A 13,854-nucleotide genomic window follows, 5' to 3' on the forward strand; every position below is an offset into this window, starting at 1 on the left:
TTGTAGCAGGTTATGGGCGCAGTTCGGTAAGGCCGCCCATGTAGGGGCGCAGCACCTCCGGCACGGTGACGCTGCCGTCGGCGTTCTGGTAGTTCTCCAGCACCGCCACCAGCGCACGGCCGACGGCCAGGCCCGAGCCGTTGAGGGTGTGCACCAGCTCGGGCTTGCCCTTCTCGTTCTTGAAGCGGGCCTGCATGCGGCGCGCCTGGAAGGCCTCGCAGTTGGAGCAGGAGCTGATCTCGCGGTAGGTACCCTGCGCCGGGATCCAGACCTCCAGGTCGTAGGTCTTGGCCGCGCCGAAGCCCATGTCGCCGGTGCACAGCGTCACGACGCGGTACGGCAGGCCGAGTTTCTGCAGGATGGCCTCGGCGTGGCCGACCATCTCTTCCAGCGCCTCGTAGCTCTTCTGCGGGTGCACGATCTGCACCATCTCGACCTTGTCGAACTGGTGCTGGCGGATCATGCCGCGCGTGTCCTTGCCGTAGCTGCCGGCCTCGGAGCGGAAGCAGGGGCTGTGCGCGGTCAGCTTGATCGGCAGCTGCTCGGCGGCGAGGATCTGCTCGCGCACCGAGTTGGTCAGCGAGATCTCCGAGGTGGAGATCAGGTACTGCACCAACCCGCTGTCGTCGCCCCCGCGCGTGACCCAGAACATGTCCTCCTTGAACTTGGGCAGCTGGCCGGTGCCGACCAGCACGTCGGCGTTGACGATGTAGGGCGTGTAGCACTCGGTGTAGCCGTGCTCGCCGGTCTGCACGTCGAGCATGAACTGCGCGAGCGCGCGGTGCAGGCGCGCCACCGGGCCGCGCAGGAAGGCGAAGCGCGCGCCCGAGAGCCTGGCGCCGGTGTCGAAGTCCAGCCCCAGCGGCGCGCCCAGGTCGACGTGGTCCTTGACCGGGAAGTCGAACTGGCGCGGCGTGCCCCAGCGGCGCACTTCCACGTTGCCGGTCTCGTCGGCGCCGACCGGCACGCTCTCGTGCGGCAGGTTGGGCACCTGCAGCAGCATCTCGTTCAGCTCGGACTGGATCGCCTCGAGCCGCTCGGCGGAGGCCTTCAGCTCGTCGCCGATGCCGCCGACCTCGGCCATCACGGCGGAGGTGTCCTCGCCCTTGGCCTTGAGCTGGCCGATCTGCTTCGAGAGGCTGTTGCGCTTGGCCTGCAGTTCCTCGGTGCGGATCTGGATGGTCTTGCGTTCGGACTCCAGCGCCTTGAACCGCTCCACGTCGAGGAAGGGCTGGGGCGACTTGCGCCGCGACAGACGCTCGATCACGGCATCCAGGTCCTTGCGCAGCAGGGTGATGTCTAGCATGGTGGGTGTCCCGAAAGTGTGGACGGATTGTAGGGAGCCGCCGGCCGGCAGCGCGCCGGCCGGACCGTGGACGGAAGACGCGCCTTACGCGGAGGACGGCGAGGTGCCCAGGGCCTTGTCGCCCAGGCCCTTGGGCAGCGGGAAGCGCACCGTCTCCTGCACGCCTTCCATGCGGCGCACCGAGACGGCCCCCAGCTCCTTGAGGCGGGCGATGACCTGCTGCACCAGGATGTCCGGGGCCGAGGCGCCGGCGGTCAGGCCCACGCGCGCCTTGCCCTCGAACCATGCGGGCTGCAGGTCGTCCGGCCCGTCGACCAGGTACGCGGGCGTGCCCAGGCGCTGCGCCAGCTCACGCAGGCGGTTGCTGTTGGAGCTGGTCCTGCTGCCGACGACGATCACCACGTCCACCTGCGGCGCAAGCACCTTGACCGCGTCCTGGCGGTTCTGCGTGGCGTAGCAGATGTCCTGCTGCTTGGGCTGGCGCACGTTCGGGAAGCGCCGCTTCACGGCGGCGAGGATCTCGGCGGCGTCGTCCACGCTCAGCGTGGTCTGCGTGACCACCGCGACGCGCTCGGGGTCGCGCACCGGCACGCGCTCGACGTCGTCCACGTCCTCGACGAGGTAGATGCCGTCGTGGAGCTGGCCCATCGTGCCCTCGACCTCGGGGTGCCCCTTGTGGCCGATCATGATGAACTCGTAGCCCTCGCGGGCCAGCTTGGCGACCTCGACGTGCACCTTGGTCACCAGCGGGCAGGTGGCGTCGAAGATGCTGAAGCCGCGCCGCGCGGCCTCCTCGCGCACCGCCTTGCTGACGCCGTGCGCGCTGAACACCAGCGTGGCGCCGGGCGGCACCTCGGACAGGTCCTCGATGAAGATCGCGCCCTTGGCCCGCAGGTCGTTGACGACGTAGGTGTTGTGCACGATCTCGTGGCGCACGTAGATCGGCGCGCCGAACTTCTGCAGCGCGCGCTCGACGATCTCGATCGCGCGGTCGACGCCGGCGCAGAAACCGCGCGGCTCGGCTAGCAGGACTTCGCGTTGCATGGTCAAGGCTGGCTCCCGGCGGCGTGCGTCACAGCACCCCGATCACTTCGACCTCGAACACCACCGGCTGGCCGGCCAGCGGGTGGTTGAAGTCGAACAGCACCCAGTCCTCGCCGACCTCGCGCACGACACCGGCGTAGCTGCCCTCGCCGTCGGGCGTCGGGAACTGCACGACGTCGCCGACATGGTAGACCTCGTCCGGGTCGCCCAGTTCGTCCAGCAGCTTGCGCTTGACGCGCTGCACCATGTCCGGGTTGCGTTCGCCGAAGGCCTCGCCGGCGGGGATCTCGAAGCGGGCGCGCGCGCCCTCTTCCAGCCCGATCAGGCGCTGCTCCATGGCGGGCGCGAGCTCGCCCGTGCCCAGCGGCAACGTGGCGGGGGTCCCCCCGAAGGTGTTGATGATGTCGGCCCCGTCGGGGCCGGCCAGGCGGTAATGCAGGGTCAGGTACGACCCCGGTTGTACGACGGCCACAGGCGCAGATCCTGGTTTTGTAGACTTCCCGCCATTGTAAAAGTCGGGCGCAAGCCCCTTCCCGCCGCGTTTTCGCAGTCCTGGCGGCCTGTCTTTTGCACCACCCCGACCGATGCTCCTCAAGGATCTGCCCCAGGACGCGCGTCCGCGCGAGAAGCTCCTGAGCCTGGGCCCCGGCGCCCTGGCCGATGCCGAACTGCTGGCCCTGCTGCTGCGCACCGGCGTGCGCGGCATGTCGGTGCTGCAGCTGGCCGAGCACCTGCTCGAACGCTTCGGCGGCATCGCCGGGCTGCTGCATGCCGAGGCCGGAGCGCTGGACGGCGTCAAGGGCCTGGGACCGGCCAAGCGCGCCGAGCTGGTGGCGGTGCTGGAGCTGGCCCGCCGGGCGCTGGCGCAGGAGCTGAAGGCGCGCCCCGCCTTCGCCTCGCCGGACCAGGTCAAGGACTACCTGCGGCTGCAGCTCGGCGCGCGCGACCACGAGGTGTTCGCGGTGCTTTTCCTCGATGCGCAGAACCGCCTGCTGGCGCTGGAGGAACTGTTCCGCGGCACGCTCACCCAAACCAGTGTCTACCCGCGCGAGGTGGTCAAGCGTGCGCTGGCGCACAACGCCGCCGCGGTCATCCTGGCGCACAACCACCCGTCGGGCGTGGCCGAGCCGTCCCGGGCCGACGAATACCTGACGCGCACGCTCAAGCAGGCGCTGGGACTGGTGGACGTGCAGGTGCTGGACCACATCGTGGTCGGCCGCGACCAGGCGGTGTCGTTCGCCGAGCGGGGCTTGTTGTGAGCAGGATGGATGCGATGAAGGCCCGGAGCTTCGCCGACCTGGGCGAACTGAAGAAGGCGCTCCAGCGCCAGGCCGAGGAAGCCGCGCGGCAGGAAGCGCAGCGCCGGGCCGCCGAGGAACGCGAACGCCGCGAGCGCGAGCTGTTCGCGCGCACCGTGGGGCCGGTCACCGCGCTGAAGGACACCGGCCGCGCCGAGATCGCCCGCCCCCGCCCGGTGCCGGCACCGCTGCAGCGGCGGCTGGACGAGGAAGCGGTGCTGCGCGAGGCGATCTCCGACGAGTTCGACGTCGAGTCGCTGCTCGAGACCGACGAGGCGCTGTCCTACCGGCGGCCGGGCATCGGCCCGGACGTGGTCAAGCGCCTGCGGCGCGGCGACTGGGTGATCCAGCGCCAGGTCGACCTGCACGGCCTGCGCCGCGACGAGGCGCGCGAGCGGCTGGCCGAATTCCTGCGCGAGGCCGTCAAGCAGGGCCTGCGCTGCGTGCGCGTGATCCACGGCAAGGGCAACGGCTCGCCCGGGCGCGAGCCGGTGCTCAAGGGCAAGGTGCGCAGCTGGCTGGTGCAGAAGGACGAGGTGATCGCCTTCACCCAGGCGCGCGCGGCCGACGGCGGCCAGGGCGCGCTGGTGGTGCTGCTGCTGCAGCCGTCGCGGCCCGGCGCCCGCCGCTGAACGCCACCGGGTCAGCCGCCGCGGTTGCGCATCCAGTCGGCGGTGTTGAAGAATGCCTCGCGCAGCCGGGTCACGAGCGCGGGGTCGAGCTGCAGTTCCTCCATCGCCTGGTCCATGCAGGCGAGCCACTGGTCGCGCTCCCTGATGCCGATCGGGAACGGCAGGTGGCGCGCGCGCAGGCGCGGGTGGCCGAAGCGCTCGACGTAGTGCTGCGGCCCGCCCAGCCAGCCGCACAGGAACCAGTACAGCTTGTCGCGCGAGCCGTCGAGGTGCGTCGGGTGCAGCGCGCGCAGCTCGCGGTAGGCGGGCTCCAGGTCCATCAGGTCGTAGAAGCGGTCGACCAGCTCGCGGACCCGGGCCTCGCCGCCGATCCATTCGAACGCGGAGGCCGGCTGCTGCGTGGTGGTGTGGTCTTCGGTCATTTCAGGTAGCCCCAGGCCTTGAGCCGGGAAGCGGAATACTGGGCCGCCTCGCCGCTGCGCGTGGCCCTGAGGTAGGCGTTGTAGTGCTGGGCGGCGCGCAGGCGGTCGCCCATGCCCTCGGCCGAGATGCCCTTGAGGAAGGTCACCCCCGGGTCGCCGGGCAGCATGCGGTCGAAGGCATCGAGCTCCGCGTAGGCGCGCGCCGGGTCCTTGGCCGACAGCGCCAGCACGCCCGAGAGCTTGCGGGCCTGCGCCTCCTGCGGGTAGATGGTCTTGGCCGTCTCGACGTAGCGCTGGGCTTCCTTGGTGTGGCCCTGCGCCTGCAGGCACTGCGCCATGCGCAGGTTGGCCGCGTAGTCCTGCGGCGTGCGCTTGATGGCCGTGGCGAACTGGTTCTGCGCCTCCTGGTAGGCCTTGCGGGCCATCGCGGTCTCGCCGTTCTTGCAGGCGTCGATGGTCGGCTTGATGCGGCGCAGGCCGGCGGTGTGGTCCATGTAGCGCTCGCGCTGCGCCGGGGCCTTGAGGCTGGTGGCGTAGCGGGTCTCTGCCAAGCGCTTCGCGGTGTCGCGCCGCTCGGTGCTCATCGGGTGCGACGAGAACATCGTCGCCAGCAGGCTGGGCTGTTCCTTCTCCTGCTCCACCAGCATCTGGTGCAGCGCGGTCATGCCGCTGGCCGGATAGCCGCAGCGCACCATGTACTCCTGCCCCAGCGCATCGGCCTCGCGTTCGTTGTCGCGCGAGTAGCTGGCCAGCAGCGCGCTGGCGCCGATCTGGCTGCCCAGCCCGGCCAGCGCACCCCACTGCGAGTTGGATGCCGCCACGCCGATGCCGGCCACGACCGCCTGCGCGACCATCGCCTGGCCCTGGCGCTGCGCGCTGTGGCGGGCGTTGACGTGGCCCAGCTCGTGGCCGAGCAGCGCGGCCAGCTGCGCCTCGTCGTCCAGTTCGGTCATGATGCCGCGCGTCACGCCCACCGCGCCGGCAGGGAAGGTGTAGGCATTGACGTAGTTGGCGTTGAGCACGCGGTACGAATACGGCATCTGCGGCCGGTGCGAGTTCTGGTGCAGCTGGCGGCCCACGTCGGCGACGTACTCGTTCAGGCCCGCGTCCTGCACCGGCCCCAGGTCGGCAGAGAACTGGTGCGGGGCCTGCTGCGCGTCGATGGCGCGCTCCTGCTCCTCGCTCAGGCCCACCAGGATGCTCTTGCCCGTCACGGGCGAGGTGGCGCAACCCTGCAGCCCGGCGACCGCGGCGGTGCTGGCGCCGAACAGCCACAGGGCATCGCGCCGGCTCAGGCGGTTGCTGCGCAGCCGCGCGGCGAAGGCGTCGGCGTGATGGTTCATGGACGACCTCCCATCGATGGACAGGAGGCATTGTAGGAAGGGGCCGCTCAGGCCGCCCGCGCCGGCACCTTTTCCAGGCGGCCGGCCACGGCCTTGACCGCATGCGCGGCGGCGCAGCCGGGGAAGGTCTCCAGCAGCAGCTGGCGCTTCTGTACCGCTTGGCGCACCGACGGGTCGCTCGGGATGTCGCCGAGGTGGGCCAGCTTCACCGGATCGCCCGCCGGCGTCGAGACGAAGCGGGCCAGCACCTGCTGCAGCTGCTGCGCGATGGCCTTGCCGTCGCCTGGCCGCGCGACCTGGTTGAGCACCAGGTTCAGCTCGCGGCGGCGCTGCTGGGTGGCCAGCACCTTGATGGTCGCGTAGGCGTCGGTCAGCGAGGTGGGCTCGGGGGTGGCGACCACCAGCACCTGGTCGGCCAGCGAGATCGCGTAGAGCACGACGTCGGAGATGCCCGCGCCGGTGTCCAGCAGCACGTAGTCGTAGCGCGGCAGCAGGCTGGCGACCACGGCCTGCAGCCGCTCGCGCACCTCGGGCGTCAGGCGCGAGTACTCCACGAGGCCCGAGCCGGCCAGCACCACCGAGAAGCCGCCCGGCGCGACGTGGATCGCGTCTTCGAGCGCGCAGTGCCCGAGGAACACGTCGTGCAGCGTGCGGCGGGACTGCAGGTTGAGCACCACGTCGAGGTTGGCAAGGCCCAGGTCGGCGTCGAGCACCAGGACCCGGTGGCCCAGGCGGGCCAGCGCGGCGGCGACGTTGGCCGACACGAAGGTCTTGCCGACGCCGCCCTTGCCGCTGGTCACGGCCAGCACGCAGGCCTGCTTGTCGCGCGAGGTTTCAGGCATGGACGGAAGTCGGTTGGTCGGTTCACTCATCGCCCGGCACCTCCAGGTCGCTGAACAGGCTCACGCCGAACAGCATGCTTTTCTCCTCGGTGGTCACGCTGCTGGCCGGCGTCTCCTCGAGACAGACGCGGTTGCGGCCTTCGGTCTTGGCACAGTAGAGCTGCAGGTCGGCGCGCTCCATCCACAACGACACCGACGAGCGCACCCATTGCGGCGCGAAGGCGCCGCCCAGGCTGACCGTCACGTGCGCCTGGTGGCCCGAGCGCAGCAGGATCGGGTGCTCCTGCACCGCCTGGCGCATGCGCTCGGCCACCGCCAGGCCGAATGCCGGCTGGCAGTTGGGCAGCACGATGGCGAACTCCTCGCCGCCGTAGCGGGCCACGGTGTCCATCGGGCGCACGCATTCGGCCAGGCGCCGGCCCACGGCCTGGATCACCTGGTCGCCGGCCTCGTGGCCGTAGGTGTCGTTGATGTGCTTGAAATGGTCGATGTCCAGGATCAGCAGCAGCGCCGCCTCGCCGGTGCGCGCGACGCGGTCGATCTCGCGCTCCAGCACCGCGCGGAAGTGGCGCCGGTTGGCCAGCCCCGTGAGCGCGTCGCGCAGCGACAGATCGCACAGGCCGTCGATCACGGCCTGCAGCAGCACGCGGGGGTCGGCGTCGGCCTGCGGCGGCAACGGATGGCCGGCCTGCTCCAGCAACGACAGCGCCTGCTCCAGGTCGAGGTCGCGCAGGTTCAGCAGCGAAAGTTCGGATGGGCGGTCCACGAGGCGGCAGTGCGTTGGGCGAACCCGGCCCCGCGGGACCAGGCACGGACGAGGGCCGCGGCACGGGCCGCCACCCCCAGTCCCTGCCTTATCGGCAGCTGGGCGGGGTTCTGTAGGGTGCGAGCCCCAAGGATTTCACACCGCTGCCTTGCGCAGCGTCTCGACCACCGGGCGGCGCAGCACCTCGCGCAGCCCCCACCAGCCCGCCGCCAGTGCGAGCACCGCCCCGGCGGCAGCGCCGGCCAGCGGCACCCAGGGCGAGGCGTTCCAGCTGAACTCGAAGGCAAAGCGCGCCAGCCCCCAGCCCACCGCCACCGCGGCGAGCGATGCCAGCAGCCCGGCCAGCGCGCCCACGCCCAGCAGCTCGGCGCGCTGCACCTGCGCCAGCAGGCGCCCGCCCGCCCCCATCGCGCGCATGATCGCGAACTCGCGCGAGCGCTGCTCGCGCGTGGCGACCACCGCGGCAAACAGTACCACCAGGCCGGCGGCCAGCGTGAAGCCGAACAGGAACTCGACCGCGCGGATCACCTGGTCCAGCACACGCTGCACCTGGCCGATCGAGGCCGAGACGTCGACATTGGTGACGTTCGGGAAGGCGCGGCTGAGCGCATTGTCGAAGCCGGGCGTCTCCGGCGCCCGGAACGCGGCGATGTAGGTGCCGGGCACCTCGGGCATCTCCGCCAGCGGGAACATCACGAAGAAGTTGACCCGCATCGAGGCCCAGTCGACCTTGCGCAGGCTGGTGATGCGCGCCTCGGTCTCCAGGCCCGCGATGTCGAAGCGCAGCGTGTCGCCGAGCCTGAGGCCCAGCGTGCGCGCCAGTCCCTCCTCGACGCTGACCGCCCCGGGCTCGTCGGGCACCCAGCGTCCGGCCGCCAGCTCGTTGTGCGGGGGCATCTGCGCGTCGTGGCTGAGGTTGAACTCGCGGTCGACCAGGCGCCGCGCGCGGTCCTCGGCGTAGTCGTCCACGCTGACCGCTCGGCCGTTGATGGCCACCAGCCGGCCGCGGATCATCGGGTACCAGTCCAGCTTCTGCACCCCGGCCTGGCGCAGGTGCTGCCGGAACGGCTCGCCCTGCTCGGGCTGGATGTTGATCACGAAGCGGTTGGGCGCATCGGGCGGCGTGGCGGCGCGCCAGCTGGCGATCAGGTCGGTGCGCAGCAGCACCAGCAGCACCAGGGCCAGCAGCCCGACCGCCAGCGCCGAGACCTGCAGCACCGCAAAGCCCGGCCGCGCGCCGACCTGGCGCGTTGCCAGCACCAGCCAGCGCGGCGCGCCGGCCTCGGGCACGGCGCGGCGCAGCAGCAGCACCGCCAGCCACCCGAGCAGCGCGAACAGCGCCACCGCTGCGGCGAACCCGCCCACCGCGATCGCGCCCAGCTTCAGGTCCGCCGAGACGGCCAGCAGCAGGGCCGCAAAGCCGAGCGTGCCGGCGCCGAGCACCGCCAGCGAGGCGGGCTTGAGCTCGCCGACGTCGCGCCGGATCACGCGCAGCGGCGGCACGCGCGCCAGCTGCAGCACCGGCGGCAGGCCGAAGCCGAACAGCAGCGTCATCCCCACCCCCAGGCCCAGCAGCGCGGGCCAGGCCCCGGCCGGCGGCAGCGTCGCCTCGAGCAGCTGCGCCAGCATCGCGACGAACACATGGTGCACGCCGTAGCCCACGGCCACGCCGAGCGCGCTGGCGAGCAGGCCCACCGCGGCGAACTCGAGTGCATAGCTGGTGGCGATGGTGCGCTGCGACTGGCCCAGCACGCGCAGCATCGCGCAGTCGTCCAGGTGGCGGTTGGCGAAGTCGCGCGCCGCGATGCCCACCGCGACCGCGGCCAGCAGGGCCGCCAGCAGGGCGACCAGGTTGAGGAACTTTTCGGCGCGGTCCAGCGTCTGGCGCATCTCGGGCCGGCCGGATGCCAGCGACTCGACGCGGATGCCGCGCAGGCCCTGCGCCTTGATCTGCGCCTCGGCCCAGGCCACGTAGTCGGCCGCCGCGCGGGGGCGCACGTCGGGCGCGGCGACCGCGAGCCGGTAGGTCACGCGGCTGGCCGGCTGGATCAGCCCGGTGGCCGGCAGGTCGGCCATGTTCACGATGACGCGCGGCGAGAAGGCCAGGAAGCCCGCCCCGCGGTCGGATTCGAAGGTGATGACCTGCGCGATGCGCAGCGTCGCGTCGCCCAGCAGCAGCGGATCGCCCACGGCCAGCCCCAGCGCGTCCAGGATCGAGGCCTCGACCCAGACCGTGCCGCGCTGCGGCGGGGCACCGGCCAGCCGCTCGGCCCCGCCGGGCGCATCGGCCAGCCGCACCTGGCTGTGCAGGGGGTAGCCCTCGCCGGCGGCCTTGATCGTCACCAGGCGCGTCGCGCCACCTTGCTCGTCGGCGGCGCGGGCCATGCTCGGGAACGAGGCGCTCAGCGCGGTGGACAGCCCCAGGGCGCGGGCGCGTTCGACGAACTCCGGCGGGGTCGGGTGGTCGGTCGCGACCAGCGCATCGCCGCCCAGCAGCTGCCGCGCGTCGCGCGCCAGCCCGCCCTTGAGGCGGTCGGCAAAGAAGCCGACCGCGGTCAGCGCCGCGACCGCCAGCATCACCGCGACGACCAGCAGGCGCAGCTCGCCGCTGCGGAAATCGCGCACCGTCTGGCGCCAGGCCAGTGCAAGGATCTGATTCGGCATGGATGGAAAGCTCTCCCTGTCCGGCACGGTAGCGCATGCCGCGCCCGGCCACAAACCGAGGGCATTGTGCAGCCGCGGCCACCGCCCGGGTTGAATGCTGCGTTCAAGTGCGCTCAACCCCGGCGGGGCACTTCGGTGCTCCAATGGCAGGCATGGACACCCGCACCCTGCCCCCGCTGTTCGTCTCGCACGGCTCGCCGATGATCGCGCTCGAGCCGGGCGCCACCGGTGCCTTCTTCGGCCGGCTGGGCCGCACGATCGATCGCGAGTTCGGCCGTCCGCGCGCCATCGTCGCGGTCTCGGCGCACACCGCGACCCGCCAGCCGGTGCTGCTGGGTGCGAAGCGGCACGAGACGGTGCACGACTTCTACGGCTTCCCCCCGGCGCTGTACGAGCTGCGCTACGACGCGCCGGGCGACCCGGCGCTGGCGCAGGACGCCGCGCACCTGCTGGAGGCGGCCGGGGTGCCCGCGCAGGCGGTCGACGCCGGCGGGCTGGACCACGGCATCTGGACCGTGCTGATCCACATGTGGCCCGAGGCGGACATCCCGGTGGTGCCGCTGTCGCTGGTGCCGTTCGCGCCGCCGTCCGCGCAGTTCGCGGTCGGCGAGGCGTTGCAGCCGCTGGCCGACCAGGGCGTGCTGGTGCTCGGCACCGGCAGCATCACGCACAACCTGCGCCTGCTGTCGCTGCGCGGCCGGGTCGAGGGCGTGCCGGAAGCGCCGGAGTCGGCCGCGTTCCGCGAGTGGGTGCACGCCAGGGCCACCGCACGCGACTGGGACGCGCTGTTCGACTACCGCGCGCAGGCCCCGCATGCGGCGCTGATGCACCCGACCGACGAGCACTGGCTGCCGTTCTACGCCCCGGCCGGTGCCGGCGGGCGCGAGCACGTGCCGGTGCGGCTGCACGGTCACGTGACCTTCGGGGTGCTGGGCATGGACGCCTACGCGTTCGGCCCGCAGGCCGCGCGGCTGGCCGGGGCACTGCAGGCCGCGCCGGTTCAGGCCTGAAGCAGCCGCTCGACGAACAGCACGCCGAAGAACACCAGGCCGGCGATGACCGTCCACTTGACGATCGCCGCGCCGATGCGGAAGTAGCGCCGTTCGCGCGTGACGAGGTAGGCCGCGAAGCAGCCGATCGCGCCCAGCAGCAACAGGAAGATCAGCAACCGCACGACGGCGAACATCGTGCGGATCCCTTACCAGGCAGGCGCCAGTTGCGCGAAGCCGGCCGGCGCTTCGCGTTCATCCTCGAAGGTGACGATCTCGTAGGCTGAGGCATCGGCCAGCAGCGCGCGCAGCAGCTTGTTGTTGAGCGCGTGGCCCGACTTGTACGCGCTGTAGGCCGCCAGCAGCGGCTTGCCCACGATGTACAGGTCGCCGATCGCATCCAGGATCTTGTGCTTGACGAACTCGTCGTCGTAGCGCAGCCCTTCGGCATTGAGCACGCGGTAGTCGTCGACGACGATCGCGTTGTCCATGCTGCCGCCCATCGCCAGCCCGCGCGCGCGCATCACCTCCAGGTCCTTGGTGAACCCGAAGGTGCGCGCCCGCGCGATGTCGCGGGTGTAGCGGCCGGACGCGAAATCGAACACCACCTGCTGGCCGGTCTGGTCCACCGCCGGGTGGTCGAAGTCGATCTCGAAGGAAAGCTTGTAGCCGTGGTAGGGCTCGAGGCGGGCCCACTTGAGGGTGCGGCCCTCCCCTTCGCGCACTTCCACGGGCTTCTTGACGCGCAGGAACCGCTTCGGGGCACCCTGGAGCTCGATCCCGGCGCTCTGCAGGAGGTAGACGAAGGAGGCTGCAGAGCCGTCCAGGATCGGGACTTCCTCGGCCGTGATGTCGACATACAGGTTGTCGAGCCCCAGGCCTGCGCAGGCGGACATCAGGTGCTCCACCGTGTGCACCTTGGGCGCGCCCGGGTCGCCGCCGGCCGACAGCGTCGAGGCCAGGCGCGTGTCCGAGACCGCCATCGCCGACACCGGAATCTCGACCGGCACGGGCAGGTCGACCCGGCGGAACACGATGCCGGTGTCGGGCGCGGCCGGCCGCAGCGTGAGTTCCACGCGCTGCCCGCTGTGCAGCCCGACGCCGACGGCGCGCGTCAGCGACTTGAGGGTGCGTTGTTGAAGCATGTCCGCATTCTATGAGGCAGGGTTATCCCCTGCGCACGGATGGCGCAACCGGCCCATTGGGGCCGGACGACGAGCGTCGCGAGCGGGCGGAGGTGCCGCCGTACCCCCGTACGGCGAGACCGCCGGTGGCAGATCCGCCCGCGCCGCCGCTCGGCGCCGGCTCAGTCGGCTTGCTTGCGCAGGAACGCCGGGATCTCGATCTCGTCCATCCCGTTGCTCGCGAGCGCGTCGACCTTGGCCGCCGCCTGGGTGCGGCCCGAACGCCACACGCTGGGGGTGTTCAGGCTGCTGTAGTCGTGGGTGGCCGGGCCATGGCCCACGCCACCGACGGTCGCGTTCAGCACCGGGATGTTGTCGGTGCCGGTGCGCAGCGCCGGCTGCGAGTGCACCACGCTGATCGGGGCCTGCTGGCGACGCGCCTGGGCCGACAGGCCGGTGGCGATCACCGTCACGCGCAGCTGGTCGCCCAGGCTGTCGTCGTAGGCCGTGCCGTAGATCACGTGCGCGTCCTCGGCGGCGTAGCGGCGGATGGTGTTCATCGCGTTGCGGCTTTCGGCCAGCTTGAAGGTGCTGCGCGCCGCGGCGATCAGCACCAGCACGCCACGCGCGCCCGACAGGTCGATGCCTTCCAGCAGCGGGCAGGCGACGGCAGCCTCGGCGGCCTTGAGCGCGCGGTCCGGACCGGAGGCGGTCGCGGTGCCCATCATGGCCTTGCCCGGCTCGCTCATCACGGTCTTGACGTCCTCGAAGTCGACGTTGACCAGGCCAGGGATGTGGATGATGTCGCTGATGCCGCCCACCGCGTTGCGCAGCACGTCGTTGGCCTGCGCGAAGGCCTCGTCCTGGGTGACGTCGTCGCCCAGCACCTCCAGCAGCTTCTCGTTGAGCACCACGATCAGCGAGTCGACATTGGCCTCCAGCTCGGCCAGGCCGGTGTCGGCCTGCTTCATGCGGCGCGGGCCCTCGAACTCGAACGGCTTGGTGACCACGCCCACGGTCAGGATGCCCATGTCCTTGGCCACGCGGGCGATCACCGGGGCGGCGCCGGTGCCGGTGCCGCCCCCCATGCCGGCGGTGATGAACAGCATGTGCGCGCCTTCGATCGCTTCACGGATGCGATCCACCGCCTCTTCCGCCGCGGCCTTGCCGGCTTCCGGCTTGGCGCCGGCGCCCAGGCCCGTGGTGCCCAGCTGGATCAGCTTGTGCGCCGACGAGCTGTTGAGCGCCTGGGCGTCGGTGTTGGCACAGATGAACTCCACGCCCTGCACGCCCTTGGCGATCATGTGCTCGACGGCGTTGCCACCGCCGCCTCCCACCCCGATCACCTTGATCTGGGTGCCCATGTTGAATTCCTCAATCATCTCGATAGGCATGGTGGACCTCCTTCGTCAGCAGTTGCCTTG

Annotated in this window: 14 protein-coding genes; 3 read left to right on the forward strand and 11 right to left on the reverse strand. The window is 71.4% G+C overall.

Features of this window, described 5'->3' with window-relative positions; genetic code table 11:
* Positions 1 to 10: 10 nt before the first annotated feature.
* The 3 genes from serS to IS481_RS14045 all read right to left on the reverse strand — a co-directional run bounded on the left by serS (position 11) and on the right by IS481_RS14045 (position 2,822).
* Entirely contained in the window at positions 11 to 1,306 is a 1,296-nt protein-coding gene (gene serS, locus IS481_RS14035) for a serine--tRNA ligase (RefSeq protein WP_104358836.1), read from the reverse strand.
* A gap of 84 nt (positions 1,307 to 1,390) precedes the next feature.
* Positions 1,391 to 2,350: a 4-hydroxy-3-methylbut-2-enyl diphosphate reductase gene (gene ispH, locus IS481_RS14040; protein ID WP_104358835.1), complete on the reverse strand. Its 960-nt coding sequence runs from the start codon at positions 2,348 to 2,350 to the stop codon at positions 1,391 to 1,393.
* Between the two features lie 28 nt (positions 2,351 to 2,378).
* Entirely contained in the window at positions 2,379 to 2,822 is a 444-nt protein-coding gene (locus tag IS481_RS14045; protein WP_104358834.1) for an FKBP-type peptidyl-prolyl cis-trans isomerase, read from the reverse strand.
* A 112-nt stretch (positions 2,823 to 2,934) separates the two neighbouring features.
* On the opposite strand from IS481_RS14045, the gene radC reads away from it, so the two are divergent.
* Together radC and IS481_RS14055 are read left to right on the forward strand one after the other, a co-directional pair.
* Entirely contained in the window at positions 2,935 to 3,609 is a 675-nt protein-coding gene (radC, locus tag IS481_RS14050; RefSeq protein ID WP_104358833.1) for a RadC family protein, read from the forward strand.
* 14 nt (positions 3,610 to 3,623) lie between these two features.
* Positions 3,624 to 4,280, forward strand: coding sequence for a Smr/MutS family protein (locus IS481_RS14055; protein ID WP_104358832.1), 657 nt, complete (start codon positions 3,624 to 3,626; stop codon positions 4,278 to 4,280).
* A gap of 11 nt (positions 4,281 to 4,291) precedes the next feature.
* On the opposite strand, the gene IS481_RS14060 is transcribed toward IS481_RS14055, so the two are convergent.
* The 5 genes from IS481_RS14060 to IS481_RS14080 form a co-directional block, all read right to left on the reverse strand.
* The gene (locus IS481_RS14060; RefSeq protein WP_104358831.1) at positions 4,292 to 4,702 is read right to left on the reverse strand and encodes a group II truncated hemoglobin; all 411 of its coding nucleotides are present in this window, start codon (positions 4,700 to 4,702) and stop codon (positions 4,292 to 4,294) included.
* Complete coding sequence (locus IS481_RS14065; protein WP_104358830.1) at positions 4,699 to 6,045, reverse strand: M48 family metalloprotease; 1,347 nt, start codon at positions 6,043 to 6,045, stop codon at positions 4,699 to 4,701. Before IS481_RS14065 ends, IS481_RS14060 begins: the two co-directional genes overlap by 4 nt.
* 47 nt (positions 6,046 to 6,092) lie before the next feature.
* Complete coding sequence (locus IS481_RS14070) at positions 6,093 to 6,917, reverse strand: MinD/ParA family protein (protein WP_104358829.1); 825 nt, start codon at positions 6,915 to 6,917, stop codon at positions 6,093 to 6,095.
* Positions 6,910 to 7,653 carry a GGDEF domain-containing protein gene (locus tag IS481_RS14075; protein ID WP_232529303.1) on the reverse strand — a complete coding sequence of 248 codons (744 nt, stop codon included), beginning with the start codon at positions 7,651 to 7,653 and terminating at the stop codon, positions 6,910 to 6,912. The genes IS481_RS14070 and IS481_RS14075 overlap by 8 nt, the downstream gene beginning before the upstream one ends.
* A 135-nt stretch (positions 7,654 to 7,788) precedes the next feature.
* Complete coding sequence (locus tag IS481_RS14080) at positions 7,789 to 10,317, reverse strand: ABC transporter permease (protein WP_104358828.1); 2,529 nt, start codon at positions 10,315 to 10,317, stop codon at positions 7,789 to 7,791.
* Between the two features lie 152 nt (positions 10,318 to 10,469).
* Between IS481_RS14080 and IS481_RS14085 the strand changes: the two genes are divergently transcribed.
* Positions 10,470 to 11,327: a DODA-type extradiol aromatic ring-opening family dioxygenase gene (locus IS481_RS14085; RefSeq protein ID WP_104358827.1), complete on the forward strand. Its 858-nt coding sequence runs from the start codon at positions 10,470 to 10,472 to the stop codon at positions 11,325 to 11,327.
* On the opposite strand, the gene IS481_RS14090 is transcribed toward IS481_RS14085, so the two are convergent.
* The 3 genes from IS481_RS14090 to ftsZ form a co-directional block, all read right to left on the reverse strand.
* On the reverse strand, positions 11,318 to 11,503 hold the full coding sequence (locus tag IS481_RS14090) for a hypothetical protein (RefSeq protein ID WP_104358826.1): 186 nt from the start codon (positions 11,501 to 11,503) through the stop codon (positions 11,318 to 11,320). The genes IS481_RS14085 and IS481_RS14090 overlap by 10 nt on opposite strands.
* 12 nt (positions 11,504 to 11,515) lie before the next feature.
* The gene (gene lpxC, locus IS481_RS14095) at positions 11,516 to 12,451 is read right to left on the reverse strand and encodes a UDP-3-O-acyl-N-acetylglucosamine deacetylase (protein ID WP_104358825.1); all 936 of its coding nucleotides are present in this window, start codon (positions 12,449 to 12,451) and stop codon (positions 11,516 to 11,518) included.
* Between the two features lie 161 nt (positions 12,452 to 12,612).
* The gene (gene ftsZ / locus IS481_RS14100; protein WP_104358824.1) at positions 12,613 to 13,824 is read right to left on the reverse strand and encodes a cell division protein FtsZ; all 1,212 of its coding nucleotides are present in this window, start codon (positions 13,822 to 13,824) and stop codon (positions 12,613 to 12,615) included.
* Positions 13,825 to 13,854: the final 30 nt, after the last annotated feature.

Origin of the sequence: Caldimonas thermodepolymerans (assembly GCF_015476235.1) — a bacterium.
Taxonomy (GTDB): Bacteria; Pseudomonadota; Gammaproteobacteria; order Burkholderiales; family Burkholderiaceae_C; genus Caldimonas; species Caldimonas thermodepolymerans.